This window comes from Aliinostoc maniaoense, assembly GCF_058172895.1.
This window is the reverse complement of the sequence record NZ_CP187952.1, coordinates 2720687-2742444: the sequence shown is the minus strand read 5'-3', so window position 1 is coordinate 2742444 and position 21758 is coordinate 2720687. Positions and strand designations below refer to the sequence as shown.

Here is a 21758-nt window from a genome sequence, read left to right as displayed (position 1 = left end):
ACAGAAGTCCAAACTGGCGGATTTTGCCTTGCTATGGATAAAAATGCGATCGCAATGTTGAGATTTTGATTCCTGGTAAGCCATTAGTATCTTTAGCGGCGTTTTGTCCCGCGAGTCAATGACTATAAACTTGCTATGCTCATCCAGCACAATATTAGGACTTACGCACTGTACCAAGGAATCATCTTGTGTGTTAGTCTATACGTTGCTCAGACACCACTTCTTGGCGGTGATAGCGATCGCCCAGTACGAGAGATAAATGACGAACGGACTGAACGGACAAAACGGACACAAGAAAAAGCTAGAAACCCAGCTTTGGAATATTGCCGACTCGCTTCGGGGCAAGATGAATGCTGATGAGTTTCGGGATTATTGCTTAGGGTTTATTTTCTATAAGTACCTCTCTGAGCGGCAGCATCTCTATGCCAATGAAGTGTTAGCAGAGGATGGCATTGACTTTTTGGAGATTGATGAATCTTCGGAGGAGGGGCAAGAATATATAGAGGCGATTCGGGACGAGTCGATCGCCACGCTGGGATATTTCCTCAAGCCGTCAGAATTGTTCAGTTCTTTAGCGGAGCGGGCGTTAGGGGCGAAAAAAGCCACTGAAGAAAATTTGAGGGATGAGGATTTTGAGTCGTCAAATTTTATTTTGGATGATCTCGCCCAGGTGCTTAACAGCATTGAACGCTCCACAATGGGCAAGGAAAGTGAGGAAGATTTTGATCATTTGTTTGAGGATCTGGATCTGAATTCAACGAAGTTGGGGCGGACTCCGAAGGCGAAAAATGCTTTAATTGCCAAAATTTTAGTGCATCTAAATAAGATTGATTTTCGGCTAGAGGAAACCGAGAGCGATGTGCTGGGGGATGCCTATGAGTATTTGATTGGGCAGTTTGCCAGTGGTGCGGGGAAGAAGGCGGGGGAATTTTACACGCCGCAGCAGGTGTCTAAGGTGTTGGCGAAGATTGTCACGACGGGGAAGAGTCGTCTGAAGTCGGTGTATGACCCCACCTGTGGATCGGGTTCGTTGCTGCTACGGGTGGCGCGGGAGGTGGAATCAGTCGGGGATTTTTACGGGCAAGAGATGAACCGCACGACTTATAACCTGGCGCGAATGAACATGATTTTGCATGGGGTGCATTATCGCAATTTTGATCTGCGCCAGGAGGATACGTTAGAGAACCCCCAGCATGAGGGGATGCGGTTTGAAGCGGTGGTGGCAAATCCGCCGTTTTCGGCGAAGTGGAGCGCGAATAAGTTATTTGAGTCAGATGATCGCTTTAGTCAATATGGGAAGTTAGCCCCTGCTTCTAAGGCTGATTTTGCCTTTGTACAACACATGATCCATCACCTAGATGATAATGGCATTATGGCGGTGGTGTTGCCCCACGGGGTTTTGTTTCGCGGTGGAGCAGAGGGGCATATTCGCCAGTATGTGATCAAGGAACGCAATTGGTTAGATGCGGTGATTGGGTTGCCTGCGAATATTTTTTATGGGACGAGTATCCCGACTTGTATTTTGGTGTTTAAGAAGTGTCGGGAAAATCCTGAAGATGTTTTGTTTATTGATGCGAGTGCCTATTTTGAAAAGGCAAAGAACCAGAATTATTTGCGGGATGAGGATGTTGATAAGATTGTCTCTACCTATCGGCAACGGTTAGAAGAGGATAAGTATAGTTATCGCGCCCCGTTAACGGAAGTTGAGGAGAATGATTTTAATTTGAATATTCCCCGTTATGTGGATACCTTTGAGGAGGAGGAGGAGATTGATTTAGACGCGGTGGCGCGGGAAATTCGAGAAATTGATCTGGAGATGGTGGAGACAGATCGGCTGATTCGTGGGTTTTGTGAGGAATTGGGGATTGAGGCACCTTTATGAGTAAGAAGTTAAACAAAAATTTGCCTCAGTTGCGGTTTCCTGAGTTTCAGGGAGATTGGAAAGACAAGATTTTAGCCGAAGCTTCTCAGATTCAAACAGGCCCTTTTGGAAGTCAGTTAAAGAATGAGCAATATATAACTGGTGGAACTCCTGTAGTAACAGTTGAGCATATAAAAAATTTCTATATTGATAATTTTGACTATCCATCAGTCACTAATTTAGACAGAGAAAGATTAAAAAAATATACCTTAAACTCTGGTGATATTGTATTTTCTAGAGTAGGTTCTGTCGATTTAAGTGCGTGTGTTGAAGATCACCAAGAAGGCTGGTTGTTTTCTAGTCGGATGTTGAGAGTTAGACCGAATCAGAAACTAAAACCTAAATTTCTTGCTTATTTCTTACAGCAAACAAAAGTTAGAAGGTACATTATTAGGATTGCTGTTGGCTCTACCATGCCATCTTTAAATACAGAAATCTTACAAAATTTACCAATTAAATATTGTTCTTTAGAAGAACAAGAAAAGATTGCTAGTTTTTTGGAGGCAGTGGATACGCGCCTAAACCAACTCCGCCGCAAACGGGAACTGCTGCAAACCTATAAACGCGGCGTAATACAGAAACTATTCACTCACAAAATTGGCTTGAGGAAAAAGAAGAAAACGCCAGAATTTAGATTTCCAGAGTTTTCTGGTAATTGGGAATCAAGAAAACTTAGTGAATTTATTCTCAAAAAAGATGTTACTGCTTCTGATTATATCCCCTTGTTTAGCTTGACCATTGAAGATGGCATTACAGAAAAAACAGAAAGATATGAAAGAAGTTTTCTTGTGAAAGATGCAGAAGAAGCATATAAATTAGTAGAGCCAAATGATTTTGTTTATAATCCAATGAATCTTAGATTTGGAGCTTTAGCAAGACATAAAAGAAACTATCCTGTTAAAATTTCAAAATATTATGATGTATTTTCATTAGACAAAAGTGTTAACTTATTTTTTATTGAATTTTTTCTGAAAAATCACAACTCAATTCAATACTATAATCACATGGCAGAAGGTTCGCTTATTGAAAAAAAACGCCTTCATTTCTCAGATTTTTTAGAATTTATATTTTTACTTCCTTCATTAAAAGAACAAGAAAAAATAGCCAACTTCTTAACCGCAATCGATTACAAAATCGAAGCCCTCTCCCGCCAAATCGAGCAAACAGAAAAATTCAAAAAAGGCTTACTCCAAAAACTGTTTATTTGAAAAAAAGGACAAGGAATAAAATAAAAGTATTACTCATTACCTAATAGAAAATATGGAGATTTAAGCAATGCTGAACTTGCAAATTACCAAAGAACAAGTATTTAGTTTACTTGAACAATTATCTTGGACAGAACAACAGGAAGTTTTGCAATATCTGAGTCAAAAACTCCATAGTCAACCAGTTGATAGTCAATCTAGTCCTGATCATGCTTCAGAGCATCCCATTAACCAACTCTCAGGAAAAATTACAGCCTTTCAAGGGGTTAATGCTTTAGCTTGGCAAGAGCAAATTCGGAGTGAGTGGGATGAAACTGGATTATCTCATTGATACTAATATTTTGATCTCATTATTCAATCAAGAATTAACCCAACCCATACCCAATGGTAACATAGGTTATTCTGTCATCACAAGTATTGAGATTTTGTCTTTTAAGGGTTTATCTTCGCAGGAAGATAATTTAATTCGCTCAACTCTAAAAACTATTATCGAAGTATCTCTAGATACGACTATTGCCGAAAAAACGATTCAATTAAGGCGAAAATATAGCTTAAAGATGCCTGATGCTGTTATTCTTGCGAGTGCTTGGGAGTGTGCAGCAGTGTTGATTACCAATGATAAGCAGTTGTCCAAAATCAGCGAAGTACAGGTTCTTTCTTTGCCAACGAAAAGTTAGTTAAGGGATAGCGAATAAAATCAAAGTATTACCAATTACCCAAAAATGATCGCCGCTAAAGACAAACCCACAAACCTAACCCCCGAAGAATACTTTGCTTGGGAAGAACAACAACTAGAAAAACACGAACTGATCAACGGTCAAGTTTATCCTATGGGTATCTATGGCATGACTGGTGGTAGCAAAAACCATAGCTTACTTGCTGCCAAATTGATCACATTTTTTAGTAATCATTTAGAAGGGAGTGGCTGCGAAACTGCAACTTCAGACCTAAGAATTAATATTGTCGGCACAAATAACTACACCTACCCAGATGTCAGCGTCACCTGCGACGATCGCGACAAAACCACAACCCAATATATTACCTACCCCTGCTTAATAGTCGAAGTCCTCTCCGCCAGCACCGAAGCCTACGACAGAGGCGGCAAATTCCGAATGTACCGCCAAAATCCAGCCTTAATTGATTACCTACTAGTCAGTTCCACTAGTATCGAAATTGACTTGTATCACAAAAACGACGCAGGCGATTGGTTGATTATCAACTACAAACCAGGTGACACAATCGAACTCAAAAGCATTAAGCTCAATTTCCCCATTGAACAAGTCTATCGCGGTTTAACCCTCTCCGCAGAAACCCCAACAGACACCATTAGGGAATAGGTAGTATTTTATAGGTAGTAGGCAATAAATAATACCTTTATTGTATTCCCCATTCCCCTATGCCCCAAACCGAAGCCGAACTAGAACAAAAACTGATTGAACGTCTAACAGGACTAGGCTACGAACCTGTCACCCTTCGCAACGCTGAAGACTTTAAAGCCAACCTCAAAACCCAACTCGAAAAACATAACCACATCGAACTCAGCGACACAGAATTTAAAAGCATCCTCAACCACCTCGATAAAGGTAACGTCTTTGACCGAGCTAAACGCCTGCGGGACAAAATGGAACTCAGGCGCGACGATGGCACTACCTTTTACCTAGAATTCCTCAATACAGAACATTGGTGTCAAAACCAATATCAAGTCACCAATCAAGTTACCCAGCAAGGCAAATACAAAAACCGCTACGATGTAACCCTGCTGATTAATGGCTTACCTCTCGTGCAAATTGAACTGAAACGCCGAGGGCTGGAACTCAAAGAAGCCTTTAACCAAATCAACCGCTACCAACGCCATTCCTACGGTGCAGACAATGGACTGTTTCAATATGTCCAAATTTTCGTCATCTCCAACGGAGTTAATACCCGCTACTACGCCAACAACCGTAAACAAGAATTTAAACAAACCTTCTTCTGGGCAAACCAAGACAACACCCTGATTACCCAACTGGAAGACTTCGCGGATAGCTTTTTGGAGAAATGCCATGTCTCCAAAATGATCTGTAAGTACATTGTCCTGCACGAATCCGACAAAGTGCTGATGGTGCTGCGCCCCTATCAATACTACGCAGTAGAAGCCATTATCGAGCGAGTAAGGGATACCAATAATAATGGCTATATCTGGCATACCACTGGATCAGGCAAAACTCTTACCAGCTTCAAAGCTGCCCAAATCCTTACCCAACTCCCCAAAGTACATAAAGTGCTGTTTGTCGTCGATCGCGCTGACCTCGATTATCAAACTAGCAAAGAATTTAATCATTTTAGCGAGGGATGCGTAGACACCACCGACAATACCAGACAACTGGTAACACAAATGGCTGGAGATAGTAGCCTGATCGTCACCACGATTCAGAAACTCAACCGTGCGATAAAATCTCAACGCCATGAAACCGCGATGGAAGGCTTGAAAGATAAGCGCATTGTGTTTATCTTTGATGAATGCCACCGTTCTCAATTTGGCGAAACTCATAAAAATATCGTCAAATTCTTTACCCAAGCCCAGATGTTCGGCTTTACCGGGACTCCCATCTTTGCCGATAACGCTGCCAGTAATCAACACGGTAAGCGCACCACAAGAGACTTATTCGAGGAATGTCTGCATAAATATGTGATCACCAATGCGATCGCTGATGAAAACGTTCTTAAATTTTCCGTCGAGTATTGGGGCAAACTCAAACGCAAAGATGGAACACTCATTACAGAACCAAAATTAGACCCCGAATTCTTTGAAAATCCCGACCGAATTTCACTGATTGTTGATTGGATTATTGCCAACCATAACCGTAAAACCCACGGCAGAAAATTCTCTGCTATGCTCTGCGTCAGTAACGTAGATACCCTAATCACTTATTACGGAACGTTTAAAAATAAACAGAAACAGGGATTACATGACTTACGAGTCATTACTATTTTTACCCCTAGCGATAACGAAGAAGACGAAGACGCAAACGGCTTAATTGGAGAACCTGATTTCAATATCAGCACAGATACGAGCAGCCGCAGCCATAGCCGCGACAAATTGAATGAATTTATCGCCGACTATAACCAGATGTACCAAACCCAACATTCAGCGAAAGATAGTCAGGCATTCTATGCCTACTACAAAGATATTTCCAAACGAATGAAGGATAGGGATCGGGAAAACTTTCAGGACGCAGAACGTGCAGATATTCTGTTAGTTGTCAATATGTTTCTTACGGGTTTTGATGTTAAGAAACTCAATACGCTCTATGTCGATAAAAATCTGAAGTACCACGGGTTAATTCAAGCATACTCCCGTACTAATCGCATTTTGGGCGAACTTAAATCTCAGGGAAATATTGTTTGCTTTCGCAATCTTAAGGAGAATACTGATCAAGCCGTTGCCCTCTTTTCCGATCCCAATGCTAATGAACAAATTTTCATTGAACCCTACGAATACTACATTGAGGAATTTAATCAAGGTGTGCAAGAACTGAGAGCGATCGCCACTATCCCTAACGATGTCAATAAGCTGATTAGTGAAGACGACCAAGTTAATTTTGTTAAAGCCTTTCGTAATCTTATTCGGTTACAGAATGTTAGTAAATCATTCACTGAATTTAGTTTTTCTGATTTGAATCTAGATGAACAAACCTTTGAAGATTATAAAAGCAAATATCTGGACATCTATGATAAAACGCGATCCAAACCCGATGACGAAAAAGAATCTTTGGTTGAGGAAGTCGATTTTGAACTGGAACTGATCCAGCGAGACGAAATCAATGTCGCCTATATTCTCAAGCTGCTGGCTAACCTCCAGCGCGATCGCAAAACAAATATCACCTCAGAAGAATACCAGAGCCAAAAAGCCTCTATCCTGGAAATCATTGGCAAAGAAGCCCAATTACGAAGTAAACGGGATCTGCTAGAGAAATTTATCGAAGAGCGGCTACCCACCCTTGAACCCGAAGAAAAAGTCGAAACCGTCTTCCAAAACTTCTGGACTCAAGAACGGATTGAAGCAATTCAGCAACTCTGTATAGAGGAAAATCTCAAGGTCGAAATTGTTAATCAAATGATTGCCGACTATAAATTCTCTGGGAAAGAGCCATTAAGAGAGACTGTGCTGAGTGCTTGTAACGAAAAACCCAAATTGTTAGATCGTAAAAAAATCTTTGCACGAGTTGTATCAAAATTACTCGACATCATCAACAAATTTGATGACGCTCTTGGTGAGCTTGGGGAGGAAGAATAAAACAGTTCTCAAAGCAGGCGATTTGCAAGGCTTCCAAAGCAATCGCAAGGGTTTTGGCGATTGCTTGATTGCGAATTGGTATAAACCCCCCCTACCTGTATTCTTACTTTTTCTGCTTTTCTCGAAGACTGTCTGCTTGTTTCAGAACTGGGATACACTGGTTAATCATCCACATCAGAACCTCAATTGGTGAGTCTCCTTGCTGAAGGCGGTTTTCGGCATTTACGCCAATTAACATTATCTGGAGAGTAAGCAAGAAAGCGATCGCTCTTTGACTTGCACCATTACCAGTTTTTTTACCTGACATAATTCACCTTGTTGTTAGACTTACAAGGTGAATTATTTTTTTGGGTGTTTCCCCAGACACATCCCCCAAGCAACGTCTATAATGCTTGTATCATCAGGTTTTGCGGCTTGGGGAAGCTCGTTTGTTTGGGGAATTACAAATTATTTTTATTTTCTTTATATTTGACTGATGTCAAGAAATAATCGTGGGGATAAATCAGTTTTAGACAATGTACTCAGTCTGCTAGAAGCATTGCTGCAACTGTCACAAGAGCAAGACTGTGAATCAAAACTTCCACTTTGCGTTGTCTGGGAAGCTCATAAGCTGCGAATTACCGGATATCAAATCAAAAAAACAACAGGAAACAGAAGCAAAGCAACTGAAGTTGGTACAAGCAAGGAATATTTACTCAAACAGATTAAAGATGCTGGCAAAACTTTAAAACTTCCCCCGCCAAAACCAGAATCTCATGCTTCTCCGAAAGAAAGAGAATTCCAAGAGCTTCAAACCGCACTTAACTGGCTATGGAAGTTAGGAGTGCGAGAACCGAAAAAAGCCGCGAATAATCAAGGTTATTGGAAATTTACCCTGACGCTAAAACATCAGACAGCATCGATAAAAGATAATCTGGAGGTGGTTAAGCAGAAGTGGAAGGAATACCAAAAGACAAATTTAAAAGAAACATCGCAGGTAGAAACAACGGATAATAGCTTCCATTGGCAAGAAACCTGCCGCGCTATGCTGGAAAAGCACAAGCGTCTCACCACAAATGAGTTGTTGTTTGCTGATGATGACATGAAATTTGAGTTAGACGAACTTCATGTCCCTTTAGCATTGGTGGAACGGAACAAACCGAAGAAGTGCAGCGAGGATATTTCCCCAGAACAAGGTTCACGGCTTTATGAACCGAGTTATGAAGAGAAGCAGCGATTTGAACATGAGGCTTTTTTAGAGCAAATTATCCGTGATGGTGTTGGTAAAACTCAAGGACACCGCATCGCTTTAATTGGAGAACCGGGTGCGGGAAAAACTACTCAGCTGCAAACTATAGCTTTTTGGATATTAAACAATAATCTGGGTTTACCAATTTGGATTTCTTTGGCAGACTTGCAAGGAAAGAGTGTAGAAAATTATCTGTTGCAAAATTGGCTGAAGAATGCTTTAGAAGTGGTGCGCGTAACAGAAGAACAGGAAAACGCTTTTGCAGATTTATTCAAAAATAATCGTGCGTGGTTATTGTTGGATGCAGCAGATGAAATGTCTTCACTCCAACCATTAACTGAGATTTCCCAGCAGTTGACGGGATGGGTGAAAAATGCGCGGGTTGTGCTGAGTTGTCGGCTAAATATTTGGGAAGCAAACGCAGGTGCTTTAGAAAATTTCGAGACGTATCAGTTACTCAATTTTGCATATCCCCAACAAGTACAAGAGTTTATCCGTCGTTGGTTTCACAACAGGGATGCAGACAAAGGGAAAAGATTATGGCAGAAATTAGATAAACCTGAACGTCAGCGCATCCAAGATTTAGTTAAAAATCCTTTGCGGTTAGCGTTGTTGTGTAGCACTTGGCAAAGTTCGGATAAAGGTTTACCGGAAACTAAAGCCGGACTTTATCAGCAGTTTGTGGAAGAGTTTTACAAGTGGAAAGAAAACCGCTTCCCTACCACCGAACAGCAGCAAGAAGAATTAAACGCAGCCTTGGGACGTTTAGCGAAATGGGCAATTGATCAAAAAACGTCACGGTTTCGGCTACGACATAAATTTGTGCGTGAGCAATTAGGCGATCCCAAACAGCCAAATTCTTTATTTTGGTTAGCGTTAAAGTTGGGATGGCTAAATGAAGTTGGACTCGCTGCGGAGTCAGCAACGAAAGAGAAAGTTTACGCTTTCTACCATCCCACATTTGAAGAATATTTTGCAGCGTTGGTGGTTAAGAATTGGGACGAGTTTCTCAATCATGTTCCCGACAACCCCGCACTAGGGGTTTATCGGATTTTTGCACCGCAGTGGAAAGAGGTGATTTTGCTGTGGTTGGGACGTGAGGATGTGGGGAGAGAGAAGAAAGAAGAGTTTATTCAGGCGTTGCTGGAATTTGATGATGGGTGCGGAGAATACACAGCTATTGATGAAGTCAGAAAGGGATTTTACAAGTTTCGTGCTTATTTTCTCGCGGCGGCGGCGGTTGATGAGTGGAAAAATTCTTGCAACGCAGATGCTATTGTCGCGGAAATCATTAAATGGAGCATTGGCCAGTTTAAGGTTGAACAAAACCAGTGGGTAGAGTTTCTCGAACCAATCCCAGAGGGAGCAAGAACAGCACTGCTTGAGACAAATCGCATCAAAGCGATTGATGCCTTGGTCGAGTTAATCAGCAACCTACCAGTGGATAATCGTAATCGTACTCTCCGGCTTGCTGCATACAGCTTAGAGGAAATTGGCTCTGGCAACTCTACGGCAATCGATTTCTTAGTGAAGTTAATCTGTAACCCAAAAGTGGATAATGGTATCCGACAGGAAGTGTTATATAGCTTAGGCAAGATTAGCTCTGGCAACTCTACGGCAATCGATGTCTTAGTAGAGTTAATCAATAATTCACAGGTAAATGATTATACCCGAAGCCTAGCGGCAAGAAGTTTAGGGCAAATTGACCCAGGTAACTTCACGGCAATCGATTTCTTAGTGAAGTTAATCCGTAACCCACAAGTGGATTATTTGACTCGAAGCCTAATGGCAGGACACTTAGGGGAAATTGACCCAGGCAACTCTACGGCAATTGATTTCTTAGTGGAGTTAATCCGCAAACCACAGGAGGATAATGCTCATCCCAGGTTTGCGGTAGAAAGCTTAGGGGAAATTGGCTTTGGCAATTCTATGGCAATTGATGTCTTAGTGGAGTTAATTCGCAACCCACAGGTAAATGATTATACCCGAAGCCTAGCGGCAAGAAGCTTAGGGAAAATTGACCCAGGCAATTCTAGGGCAATTGATGCCTTAGTAGAGTTAATTCGCAACCCACAGGTGGATAATGATACCGTCAGCGAAGCGGCATTTTACTTAGGACAAATTGGCTCTGGCGACTCTAGGGCAATTGATGCTTTGGCAGAGTTAAGCTGTAACTTTCAGGTGGATGAGCGTACCCGATGGCGAGCGGTAGAAAGCTTAGGGGAAATTGGTTTTGGCAATTCTAGAGCGATTGATGCCTTAGTAGAGTTAATTCGCAACCCACAGGTGGATAATAATACCGTCAGCGAAGTGGCATTTTATTTAGGAGAAATTGGCTCTGGCAACTCTAGGGCAATTGACACCTTGGTAGAATTAATCCGTAGCCGACAAGTAGACGGTTTTACTCTACAAGAAGTGGCACAAAGCTTAGGGCGCATTGACCCAGGCAACTCTACAGCGATCGCTGCTTTGGTGGAGTTAATTGGTAATTCACAGTTGGATGATTTTATCCGAAGTCTAGCGGCATCTAGCTTAGTGGAAATTATCACAGAGGAACACATGGCACCTATTGTCATTGCTTGGAACAATTACTTATCACCTGAAACTTATAAAAATGACTGTAAGCAATTTAATAACTGCTACGAAGTTATCTGGAAATGTGCCCAAAGTATGCCCTACCCAGCTTTTTATCAAGCTTGGCATCAACAAGAGAAAGTGAATGGAGAGTAGGAAAGAGGCATTACTACTTACTAAACTTCTATAACTTCAATTCCAGACTAAAATTCCCGAACAATATCTTGCCCAATTCCTGAAAATCTGACTCAAACAACTGAGATACACTAATCTTCGCCTTCTCGCACACAGGAATAATCAACTTTACCAAATGATAAGGTTGATTTTGATTTGTTGTTGAGGCAATCCTCAACGATTCCATGATTCCCCCTAAATATCCCAATAACTTCACATCTTTGCCAATTGCTTGTTCAAACACTAATAAAATTAACTGTAATTTTCGGGTTAACTCGATCGGGATGGGTTTATATCCTAATTGGAGAGTAAGTGCAATTAATTCGCTAATTCCTTGAATATTAACTCGATATTTCTCTACGTCCTCTTCGCCTTTAATTTCCTGCCCTAACCACCCGTAACAACGAGAACAAAACCCCGTAGGCGAAAACTTAGCCATCACAGGTAAACGCGAACCACAATGAGGACATTGTTCTATTAATCGTTGTTTGTGAATCAAACAAAATTCTACATCCTTAAATGACCATAATAATGGTTCATAGATAGTTTTGTTCTCCTGCATCCACTCTTCCCAACAACAAGGACACCAAGCGCGATAGTTCCGAAATAACCCCTTGTCATAAATCATTGCTTTCCAGCTTAAAAGGGTCAAAAAGCGTAAATCCTGACGCATTGTTAACTCTTCTAAGACAGTGACCAACTTTCCTGTCATTTCTCGCATTCCGTTGATAGCAGGTTTCGCGTCGCTATTTCCCAATAAGTGACTCAGATTTTTTGCCAATAGCTCAAATTTATCCTCATCCTTGAGAATAAGTGGCGCAATTTCTCCCATAACGAGCTTTTGAGAAGTTAAACAATGCGCCTGCGCTAAACGATGGATATAGCTGCTAAGACTTTCTGTATAGGAAGTTCCCACACCCACAGGTTCAAGACAAAATAAGCGACTCCGTTGCGGGATTTCTGGAGGTTTTAGATTCCAATGTTCTGAGTAAATAGTCATCCCGCTTGAATTAACCATTACGCTGGTACTTTAGTTTTAACAGCCAAATTTCAGGAATTAGTTTCCGATTCACTCTTAACCTCGATACCGTAATTAACAAAGAGATCAGCGACAGAAATCTCCAAAGCTGCCGCTAACTTAACAATATTTTTTAACGAAGGGTTACGCTCTCCGTTTTCGATACCTGAAATGTAATTGCGATGAAGCCCTGACTTTTCAGCCAGTTGTTCTTGGGATAAATCTAGCTCTCGCCTTCGCCGCCTAATTGCTTTGCCAAAGCGGTACTCAATACTGAAGTGTTTCTGTGTCACGAAACAATACTGAACCAGTATCGCTGTTAAATCTACCTACTATCAGTAGACTTTTGCACACTATAAGTGTTATAAGGTTAAGTAATATAGAGTTAGGCAAGCAAGTTCCTAACTCTATGCTCTTATTTTGATAGATTCATAGAATCAAGCGCAAAGTGCTTAGTAAGGACTATATGAAAGAGCAATTTGAACAGTGGGTTGCTCACCTTCAAATATCCGAGGCAGGGCAAAAAATTATTGAGAAAGTTCGCTCATCTGAGCCATCCCGTCGTGTTGGTGGTGGTAGTAAGAACGTTTCGGGACGCTACCCTAGCCGCAAAATGGGAGTCACGATTCAATTTGAGTCTCATCGGGTTGAACTGCCAATTATCTATCAGTTAGAACACGATAAAGACGTTCTAGAATTCTACGATCAACCACCACAAATTAAACTTGATTATCAAGCAAGTAACGGGCGTAGATTAGGTGTTTTACACACCCCAGATTTCTTTGTCATCCGAACTAATTCTGCTGGTTGGGAAGAGTGTAAAACTGAGCAGGATCTGAAAAAACTAGCAGAAAAAAACCCCAATCGTTACTTTTATTCTCAAGAAGATAATCAATGGCATTGTCCGCCAGGAGAAGACTATGCTAACCAGTTTGGGCTTTATTACCACATTCGCTCAGATAAGGAAATCAATTGGGTTTTGCAACGTAATTTGCAATTTTTAGAAGATTACTATCGCTCAAAATCCCTAGCAGTGGAAGAAGCGATCGCTCAATCATTACTTGCAATTGTGTCATCTCAACCAGGAATCACTTTAGCAGAATTACTCCATCAGCAAACAGAAGCCAAATCTGACGATATCTACATCTTAATTACTCAAGAGCAAATCTATTGTGATTTAAGTGCTGCACCACTTGCTGAACCAGAAAGATGTCTAATCTTCCGTGACGAACAAACTGCCAGTGCGTATAGATTAATGGTTGAGCAGCCAAGTGTAAATCTTCCGGCTATCTCTCCTGTAATCAATATTGCCACTGGAACACCTCTTAGTTGGGACGGCAAAGGTTTAAATGTCATCCATGTTGGCGAAACAGAGGTTATACTTGGCGCAGAAAATAATCAGTTAATTGAACTCAAAAAAGCTATATTTGAGAATCTGCTTCGCCAAGGAAAAATTACAAGTCTCCAAAAACCAGAAAAAACAGCCATTAGCACAGAATCTTGGCAGCGATTTTATCAAGCTAGTCCTGAAGACCAAGCAGAAGCTCTTGAACGCTACAAAGCTATCGAACCTTATTTAAACGCTCATCCCCCAGAAAACGAAACAATATCAGCGCGTACCATTCGTGACTGGAAAGCTAAATATTTAACTGCACTTCAAAAATACGGTTGCGGCTACATTGGGCTTTTGTCCCATCGCAGTGCCAAAGGTAATCGTCAGCGCAAGCTGCCCGAAGATACCTTAGCCATTATGGAGAAATTTATTTTAGAAGACTATGAAACTCTGAAACAAAAAAAAATGTTGGAGGTTCACGGGGCTTTAGTTCGAGCTTGCGAACAATCTGGTGTAATTGCTCCGAGTTACAAAGCATTTACTAAAGAAGTAAAACGCCGTTCTGGTTACGAACAGACTAAAAAACGCCAAGGTCATCGCGCCGCTTACCAGCATGAAGCCTTCTATTGGAAGCTTACCCAAACGACCCCAACACACGGCGATCGCCCCTTTGAAATCGGACATATTGACCATACTAAATTAGATGTAGAGCTAGTTTGCTCTCGTACAGGTCGCAATCTTGGCAGACCTTGGGCTACATTTCTCGTAGATGCCTACTCACGACGATTGCTGGCAGTTTACCTAACGTTTGACTCACCCTCATATCGTTCTTGCTTAATGGTGCTAAGAATTTGTGTCAAGCGTCACGGTAGAATTCCCCAAATTGTAGTGATAGATAATGGCCCAGAGTTTGACGGCGGTTATTTTGAAATACTACTAGCTACTCTTGAATCTACAAAAAAGCAAAGACCGCCAGCTAAGGGTCGTTTCGGTGCGGTCTGCGAACGCCTATTTGGAACTTCCAATACTCAATTTGTGCATAACTTACTCGGTAATACGCAAATAACTCGTAACGTCCGCCAAGTCACCAAGTCAGTTAACCCTAAAAATCAAGCTGTATGGACACTTGGTTTACTTTATGAATATCTTTGTGCTTGGGCTTACGAAGTTTACGATACAAAAGAACATCCAGCACTTTTCCAGAGTCCGAGGGATGCGTTTGCTGCGGGTATGACGATTAGTGGCAGTCGGATTCACCGCATGATTCCTTACGATGAAAACTTTCAAATTCTTACCCTATCTACGACTTCAAAAGGGAAAGCAAAAGTTCAAGTTGGACGCGGCGTAAAAATTAACTCCATCTACTACTGGTCTAATAGTTTCCGCGACCCTCAAATTGAAAATACCTCCGTGTATATAAAATACGACCCGTTGAATATTGGTATTGCTTACGCCTTTGTTCGAGGACAGTGGGTACAGTGTATCTCTCAATATTATGCAGAACTCCAAGGTCGGTCAGAAAAAGAACTGAACTTAGCTAGTACCGAGTTACGCAAACGCTACTCAAATCATGCACAACAATCTAAAGTTTCAGCTAAGAATCTAGCAGAATTTTTAGCATCGGTAGAGGCACAAGAAGCTCTATTACAACAGCGTTCCTATGATGCAGAAGTTAAAGAAGTCTTTAGAGTAATTGAGGGCGGAAAAGCGACAGCAAGTCTTAACGAACAACCACAACTTATTCAAGTTCCTTTTGAAAATACTGATACTCAAGCGGATGAGGATGAAGCAATCATCCCAGAAACACTTGTAGTGTATGAGGAGTTTTAATTATGACAAAATCTACTGGATTTCCGCTTGAACTCCTCACACTACCTGCTACAGAAAGGCTTGCTTACTTTGAGAATTACACTGTAGCGCATCCTCGGCTTAAAGAAGTCTATGACATTCTCATACGAACAATTGCCGAACCCGCAGGGGCATCATTTATCTTTGTTTATGGCCCTAGCGGTGTTGGGAAAACAACTTTGCGACTCCGCGTCGAGCAGAAATTAACAGAACTAGCATTACCATTACTGGAAAGCGATCGTGGTCATGTTCCTGTTGTTGGTATTGAAGCTGTATCCCCAGAATCGAGAAACTTCAACTGGAAAGATTACTACACACGCGCCTTAATCGCCTTAGAAGAACCCTTAATTGATCACAAGTTTGATTACGGTGTGCGTGGTATCTCTCGTGATAATTTTGGCAAAATTAATGTTGAGTCAAAAGTAGTTGCACCTGCTTTACGCAGAGCTTTAGAAAATGCTCTCATCCATCGTCATCCAGACGTATTTTTTGTAGATGAAGCACAACATTTTGGCAAGATGGCAAGCGGATACAAGCTACAAGACCAATTAGACTGCCTCAAATCTCTAGCAAATATGACAGGGATTTTACACTGTCTATTAGGAACATATGAACTACTTACATTCCGAAATTTAAGCGGTCAACTTTCGCGTCGTAGCGTCGATATTCATTTTCGCCGTTATTGTGCTGATAGTCCAGAAGATATACAGGCTTTTAAGAGTGTATTGTTAACTTTTCAACAGCAGATGCCACTAGCAGAAACTCTAAATTTAGTTGATCATTGGGAATATTTTTACAAACGTACTTTAGGATGTATTGGCATACTGAAGAATTGGTTAACACGCGCTCTTAAAGATGCTCTGGATCGAGAAGCAACAACAATCACTCTCAAAGATTTACAAAAACGTGCGTGGTCGGTTGCTCAGTGTCGGAGAATGTTTCAGGAAATTAAAGAGGGAGAAGAACAATTATCTGAAACAGAAACAGATATACAAAACTTACGCTCTGCATTAGGACTTGGCGAAAAACCAATTGTGCTACCTGAAGAAACCCCAAAAACTACTCCTCCTCCAAGGAAGGTTGGCAAACGCAAACCTAAAAGAGATCCCATTGGAGTACAGCAAGATGTTAGCTAGTGCATTAGAAACATACGAATCTTGGGATTTAAAAAAGCCATTAATTCCACAACGTAGTCGCCTCTATCAACCTCAACCTGTAGGTCTTGGGACTCCTTACATAGAGAGTTTAACAGGTTACATCGCACGGATAGCAGAGCTGCATGGAGTTCTCCCAGGGGTATTGATGACTAGAGAAATTGCTCCGCTTGTCAATAAACTATATTTCCAAAATGGAGCTAATCGAGGTTTTCGTGAAATATTCAACCGTAGTCAAGCGTTGAATGGCATGGGAGAGATGGCAGCAGATTTAGTTCAAGTGTTACAAAAGTTGACACTTAGAGATGACTTGCGTTTTTTAACCATGCTGTTTTGGTCTAGCATTTTGACTCCACGCAATTTATTTCGCACCCACAAAGCTTGGTGTCCAATTTGTTATCAAGAGCAACATCAAAATAGGCAGGTAGTTTATGAGCAATTGCTTTGGACAATCAACCTAATTAAAATTTGCCCTCAGCATCAAAAACCCTTGGTTGATCTTTGTCCTTACTGCAATCATCAATCACCTTTATTAAGCTGGCACTCAAGACCTGGTTACTGCTCAAAGTGTGGAGAGTGGTTAGGCATAAATCAATACCTTAAGACATTTACAGATGGTGAAGCATCAATAAAATTACAGTTGGAGTGGCAGTTTTGGACTGCCAATGTTGTAGGAGAGTTAATTTCATCTGCTCAATGCTTTGAATTTGCCCCATCAAAAGAAAACATTACAAAATCGTTAAATTTAGTTATTGAGAAAGTTGCAGAAAATAATGCAGCTGCATTTTCTCGTCTTATTGGAGTACCAAGAAATAGTTTGTGGATGTGGCAATCTACTAAAACTTTGCCAGAGCTAAATATACTTCTGAAGATTTGTTACGAATTAGAGATATCGTTGGTAGAATTCCTTGCTCCAAAAAATCTAGTCACTAAATCTTTTACAAAAATCTCGCAGAAGTACCTCCAACTTTCTCGCACACCAAGGGTATCTCCAAAAGTTTTCGACCAACATAAAGTCAGAGATGCTTTATTAGCAATACTTGCAGCGAATGAAGAACCACCACCAACAATGGAAGAAGTTGCAAAGCGGTTAGGTCATCAGAATAGAACTATTTCTAGACACTTTCCAGATTTGTGTAGTGCTATTTCTGCTAAATGTCGTGATTACAATAAAGCTTGTCGTCTCAAAAGCATAGAAAAACTGTGCAATGACGTTAGAGAGATTGTCCTTAGCCTTAATGCTCAGGGTGTCTATCCAACAGAAGCTCGCGTTTGTGAATTAATTACAAATCCAGGGTGTTTTAGATATAAACAAGTCCGCGCTGCTTTTAATAATGCACGACGTGAATTTGGTTTATAAGATGTTATAGTTTTACCTGTACGCTTCAAAAGCTGGAACCATAAGCTTGCCGCCCTTCATTGGAAGCATAAGCTTGCCGTTGCGGCAAAGTTATGGGTAAAGTCACACATATACACCCACCTGAAGTTGGTGTAAAAATGGGTAGTACTGGACTCGAACCAGTGACATCCTGCTTGTAAGGCAGGCGCTCTACCAACTGAGCTAACCACCCGTTTGCGCTTTGTGTTTGCGCTCACAATTAAACAATATAGCAAAATATTTTTGATTGCGCTAGTATTTTGAAGAAAATTTTTAAAATATTTTTGAGAACCTAGAAATGCCCTCTGGTCGAACGCACGATCGCATTACTTTATGGGCGTTGCCGATGGTGGCGGGTGTGGCCTTTTGGCAGACTCGCTCTGGCAATCTGACTTTATTGGTGGCTGGTGGGTTTATGTTTGGTGGGTTGATGTTCGGCCCTGACTTAGATATATACTCCCGGCAATATCAACGCTGGGGGGTTTTACGCTGGATTTGGCTACCGTACCAAAAAAGCCTGCGCCATCGTTCTTTTTTATCTCATGGGCCAATTATTGGCACGACGCTGCGGGTGGTTTATCTCAGCAGTGTGCTGGCTGTCGTGGCACTGGTGACGGTGGCTGTAGTCGAAAAGTTAGGAAATGTAACTGTGAGATGGCAGGATTTAGAGGGAGCTGTGGGGCGATCGCTATTCAGTTACACTACAGAATGTTTTGCCTTATTTCTGGGTTTAGAATTGGGTGCAATGAGTCATTCCCTGAGTGATTGGGGTGGTTCGGCTTATAAACGGTTTCGCAAGCAGGGATTCAAGGGAATACTTCCTAGTGGCAAAATTAAGAAACGTAAAGTTACACGTCGCAAAGTCAGCAAGGGAGTAAAAGTCAATGACAAAGGACAAAGAACAAAATAATCCAGAAACTTTGGCGGCGTTGCAAGATTTAATTGATGTAGTAGCAAAATTGCGATCGCCTGATGGGGGTTGTCCTTGGGATTTGGCACAAACTCCAGAAACCCTGACACCTTATGTAATTGAAGAAGCCTATGAGGTGGTAGATGCTATTAAAAACGGCACAAAGGCAGATATTGCCGAAGAATTAGGGGATTTGCTGTTACAGGTGGTATTACAGGCGCAAATAGCCACTGAATCTGGTGATTTTTCTCTGCAAGAGGTAGCCCAAGGTATTGCCCAAAAGTTGATTCGTCGTCATCCTCATGTGTTTGGTGATGTGTCGGTACAAAATGTTGATGAGGTGCGACAAAATTGGGAACAAATTAAAGCAGCAGAGAAAGGTGAACCCTCCCCAGACAGTCAAAAACTCAGTACCAAACTCAGCCGCTATGGCAGAACTCTACCTCCACTCACCGCAGCGATGAAGATTTCCCAAAAAGCGGCGGCGGTGGGTTTTGAGTGGGAAAATATTGATGGGGTGTGGGCAAAGTTCCATGAGGAATTACAAGAATTTCAACAGGCTATTGCCGAAGAAACACCAGAACGCCAACAAGCAGAGTTAGGGGATTTGTTGTTTGCAGTCATTCAGTTAGCCCGTTGGTATAATCTTGACCCCAGTGCAGCTTTACAAGGCACAAATCAGCGATTTATCCAGCGTTTACAAAAAATGGAGGCAGTAGTTAACCGCCCCCTCTCTGATTACAGTTTGGATGAGTTAGAAACTCTTTGGCAACAAGCAAAAGCCCAACTTGCTCAAGAATAGAAATGAGTTACTGTTGACTGTTGACTGATTCCAACACACCTATAGGACAAGAAACATTTGTGCCACCTAAGCCACAGTACCCGTTGGGGTTTTTCGCTAGGTACTGCTGATGATAGCCTTCTGCATAGTAGAATGGGGGGGCATCAAGAATTTCTGTGGTAATTTGCCCGTACCCAGCACTGGTAAGGGCTTCTTGATAAGCATCCCGTGAGGCTTCTGCTAGTTCTCTTTGGGCTGGGGAATAAACATAAATTCCAGAACGGTACTGAGTACCAACGTCATTACCTTGACGCATTCCTTGGGTGGGGTTATGACTTTCCCAGAAGACTCTGAGTAATTCGGCGTAACTAATGACTTGAGGATCAAACACCACCAATACGACTTCGTTGTGTCCAGTTAAGCCAGAACATACTTCTTCATAGGTGGGGTTAGGTGTGAAGCCAGCCGCATAACCCACAGCCGTTGTATAAACACCCTCTTTTTGCCAAAACTTCCGTTCTGCACCCCAAAAACAACCCAACCCAAACATTGCTTGCTCCATACCCTCCGGGAAAGGTGGTTTGAGGGGGTTATTGTTGACGTAGTGATGGGCAGGTACGGGCATAGTTTGTGTTCTGCCTGGTAAAGCCTTCTCAGGAGTAGGCATAACCGACTTTTTACCAAATCCAAATAATGCCATTGATTTCAACTCTGATTTTTTTATAGATATTAGACCTTTTGCAAAAGTCCGCAATGGGATGTGTCATTCTTGAGATGTTTCACTTTTCTCAAAATGACAGGTTCAGCATTTATGCAAGAGGTCTATTGTTACTTTACTTAATATTTTAGTAGTTCTGGCGATTAATTTGGATTTGTCAGCGTCTATGAGAAGGAATCTCAAGGGCTTTATTTTCGTAGTGAGTGCGTAAGTCCTATGTATATCAATCAAGAAAACCAAACTCTAGCTTCGTGATATAGATGACTAGTCAATGCCCCACTTTTCTTTAGGAATCGGTTAACCTAAAGCAAGTTGTGAAATTTGGATAGAAATTTCATTTGTAGCGCAACTAGCAGGAGAACAAAAAATATTAATTGAGATATTGAGTCTGAGCAAAACTTAGGAATCAAGACTTCTCTAGTTCGTTTTTCTTTTGGGAATAACGAGTTTTAAGGAATACTCCAAAGCCTGCACCTAGGGCTAAGCCTCCCATTGTTATGGGTTCAGGTACTGCCTCGACTTCTACATATTTGAGTAAGTAGTCATCATCCTTTTCATTAACGGTGAAGCCAAAAATTTTGCCTGTAGGAGCAGGATTAAACTTGAATTTGCTAATGTCGAAATCCGAAGAGTTACCTCCAGGAATATCAGAGGACAGAACAAATTTTCCCTGATCTACTACTAGTTTAAAACTGTCATCCTTACCAACTCTAGCAAAGGTGGCAGAGAGTAGAGTAACAGACTGGTTAAAAGTCAAGTTGAGTGTTTCATCAGTTCCTACTCCATCAATCTGATTGTTGTCTCCATCAAAGAGAACTTTTTTTGTCACACCTAGACCTAATATTGAACGATAAACGTTGCTCGTAGCACCACTTTGTAAACTTCCTGTAGCCGTCAAAGAGATACTACCTTCAGTGTAGCTATATTGAGAAGCAACCTCAGGCCAATTAATTCCGTTTCCCAGGTAAATGGCAAGAGCTGATGCTCTGTCTTGGGTGGCGATCGCTCCAATTACAGAAGCTGCAACCACTACGGATATTTTTTTGACAATATTGAAAGTTTGCACTATCATCTAAGTTGAGTGAAATAAACAGTTATTAGACTGATGATTTGCAGTAAGCGGTATCTACTAGTTTTGGTATGCTAAAAATACCTTACTTAAGCAAAATCAATCAGTATATACCCCATCGTGGTCAGTAAATCACACCGTATTCAGCCTCATGAATGCGGTGTGATTCAA

At 41.4% G+C, this 21758-nt stretch carries 18 protein-coding genes and 1 tRNA gene; 13 read left to right on the top strand and 6 right to left on the bottom strand.

The genetic code is table 11. From position 1 onward, the window contains the following. Positions 1-135: 135 nt before the first annotated feature. From ACPZ3T_RS12075 to ACPZ3T_RS12045, 7 genes are all read left to right on the top strand, one after another. Positions 136-357, top strand: coding sequence for a hypothetical protein (locus tag ACPZ3T_RS12075; RefSeq protein ID WP_490276548.1), 222 nt, complete (start codon positions 136-138; stop codon positions 355-357). Continuing rightward, a complete protein-coding gene (locus ACPZ3T_RS12070; RefSeq protein ID WP_490276546.1) occupies positions 347-1882 on the top strand; it encodes a type I restriction-modification system subunit M in 1536 nt (511 codons plus the stop codon). The genes ACPZ3T_RS12075 and ACPZ3T_RS12070 overlap by 11 nt, the downstream gene beginning before the upstream one ends. Next, positions 1879-3129 carry a restriction endonuclease subunit S gene (locus ACPZ3T_RS12065; RefSeq protein ID WP_490276544.1) on the top strand — a complete coding sequence of 417 codons (1251 nt, stop codon included), beginning with the start codon at positions 1879-1881 and terminating at the stop codon, positions 3127-3129. The genes ACPZ3T_RS12070 and ACPZ3T_RS12065 overlap by 4 nt, the downstream gene beginning before the upstream one ends. Before the next feature lie 67 nt (positions 3130-3196). After that, positions 3197-3457, top strand: a complete 261-nt coding sequence (locus tag ACPZ3T_RS12060) for a hypothetical protein (protein ID WP_490276542.1) — start codon at positions 3197-3199, stop codon at positions 3455-3457. Next, complete coding sequence (locus tag ACPZ3T_RS12055) at positions 3435-3803, top strand: type II toxin-antitoxin system VapC family toxin (RefSeq protein WP_490276540.1); 369 nt, start codon at positions 3435-3437, stop codon at positions 3801-3803. Before ACPZ3T_RS12060 ends, ACPZ3T_RS12055 begins: the two co-directional genes overlap by 23 nt. Positions 3804-3848: 45 nt before the next feature. Continuing rightward, a complete protein-coding gene (locus ACPZ3T_RS12050) occupies positions 3849-4463 on the top strand; it encodes a Uma2 family endonuclease (RefSeq protein ID WP_490276538.1) in 615 nt (204 codons plus the stop codon). A gap of 59 nt (positions 4464-4522) precedes the next feature. After that, complete coding sequence (locus ACPZ3T_RS12045; protein ID WP_490276536.1) at positions 4523-7402, top strand: type I restriction endonuclease subunit R; 2880 nt, start codon at positions 4523-4525, stop codon at positions 7400-7402. Between the two features lie 103 nt (positions 7403-7505). On the opposite strand, the gene ACPZ3T_RS12040 is transcribed toward ACPZ3T_RS12045, so the two are convergent. Then, the gene (locus tag ACPZ3T_RS12040; RefSeq protein ID WP_490276534.1) at positions 7506-7709 is read right to left on the bottom strand and encodes a hypothetical protein; all 204 of its coding nucleotides are present in this window, start codon (positions 7707-7709) and stop codon (positions 7506-7508) included. Positions 7710-7877: 168 nt separating this feature from the next. On the opposite strand from ACPZ3T_RS12040, the gene ACPZ3T_RS12035 reads away from it, so the two are divergent. Continuing rightward, entirely contained in the window at positions 7878-11360 is a 3483-nt protein-coding gene (locus ACPZ3T_RS12035) for a HEAT repeat domain-containing protein (protein WP_490276532.1), read from the top strand. A 28-nt stretch (positions 11361-11388) separates the two neighbouring features. Here the strand turns inward: ACPZ3T_RS12035 and ACPZ3T_RS12030 are convergent, their stop codons facing one another. Then, complete coding sequence (locus tag ACPZ3T_RS12030; RefSeq protein WP_490276530.1) at positions 11389-12396, bottom strand: TniQ family protein; 1008 nt, start codon at positions 12394-12396, stop codon at positions 11389-11391. 32 nt (positions 12397-12428) lie between these two features. Then, positions 12429-12689 carry a helix-turn-helix domain-containing protein gene (locus ACPZ3T_RS12025; protein ID WP_490276528.1) on the bottom strand — a complete coding sequence of 87 codons (261 nt, stop codon included), beginning with the start codon at positions 12687-12689 and terminating at the stop codon, positions 12429-12431. A gap of 173 nt (positions 12690-12862) precedes the next feature. On the opposite strand from ACPZ3T_RS12025, the gene ACPZ3T_RS12020 reads away from it, so the two are divergent. From ACPZ3T_RS12020 to ACPZ3T_RS12010, 3 genes are read left to right on the top strand one after another with little or no spacing between them, the layout of a single operon-like run. Then, positions 12863-15559 (top strand): TnsB C-terminal domain-containing protein, encoded by a 2697-nt coding sequence (locus ACPZ3T_RS12020; RefSeq protein WP_490276526.1) that lies wholly within the window; start codon positions 12863-12865, stop codon positions 15557-15559. 2 nt (positions 15560-15561) lie between these two features. After that, complete coding sequence (locus ACPZ3T_RS12015; RefSeq protein WP_490276524.1) at positions 15562-16713, top strand: ATP-binding protein; 1152 nt, start codon at positions 15562-15564, stop codon at positions 16711-16713. Next, the gene (locus ACPZ3T_RS12010; RefSeq protein ID WP_490276522.1) at positions 16703-18091 is read left to right on the top strand and encodes a TniQ family protein; all 1389 of its coding nucleotides are present in this window, start codon (positions 16703-16705) and stop codon (positions 18089-18091) included. Before ACPZ3T_RS12015 ends, ACPZ3T_RS12010 begins: the two co-directional genes overlap by 11 nt. Positions 18092-18229: 138 nt before the next feature. Here ACPZ3T_RS12010 and ACPZ3T_RS12005 read toward each other — a convergent pair. Continuing rightward, a tRNA-Val gene (locus ACPZ3T_RS12005) sits at positions 18230-18302 on the bottom strand. A 105-nt stretch (positions 18303-18407) separates the two neighbouring features. Between ACPZ3T_RS12005 and ACPZ3T_RS12000 the strand changes: the two genes are divergently transcribed. Then, positions 18408-19019: a metal-binding protein gene (locus tag ACPZ3T_RS12000; RefSeq protein ID WP_490276520.1), complete on the top strand. Its 612-nt coding sequence runs from the start codon at positions 18408-18410 to the stop codon at positions 19017-19019. After that, on the top strand, positions 18994-19821 hold the full coding sequence (gene mazG, locus ACPZ3T_RS11995; protein WP_490276518.1) for a nucleoside triphosphate pyrophosphohydrolase: 828 nt from the start codon (positions 18994-18996) through the stop codon (positions 19819-19821). The genes ACPZ3T_RS12000 and mazG overlap by 26 nt, the downstream gene beginning before the upstream one ends. 7 nt (positions 19822-19828) lie before the next feature. On the opposite strand, the gene msrA is transcribed toward mazG, so the two are convergent. Together msrA and ACPZ3T_RS11985 are read right to left on the bottom strand one after the other, a co-directional pair. Beyond that, complete coding sequence (gene msrA / locus ACPZ3T_RS11990; protein ID WP_490276516.1) at positions 19829-20500, bottom strand: peptide-methionine (S)-S-oxide reductase MsrA; 672 nt, start codon at positions 20498-20500, stop codon at positions 19829-19831. Positions 20501-20924: 424 nt separating this feature from the next. After that, positions 20925-21584 carry a PEP-CTERM sorting domain-containing protein gene (locus tag ACPZ3T_RS11985; protein ID WP_490276514.1) on the bottom strand — a complete coding sequence of 220 codons (660 nt, stop codon included), beginning with the start codon at positions 21582-21584 and terminating at the stop codon, positions 20925-20927. Positions 21585-21758 lie beyond the last annotated feature (174 nt).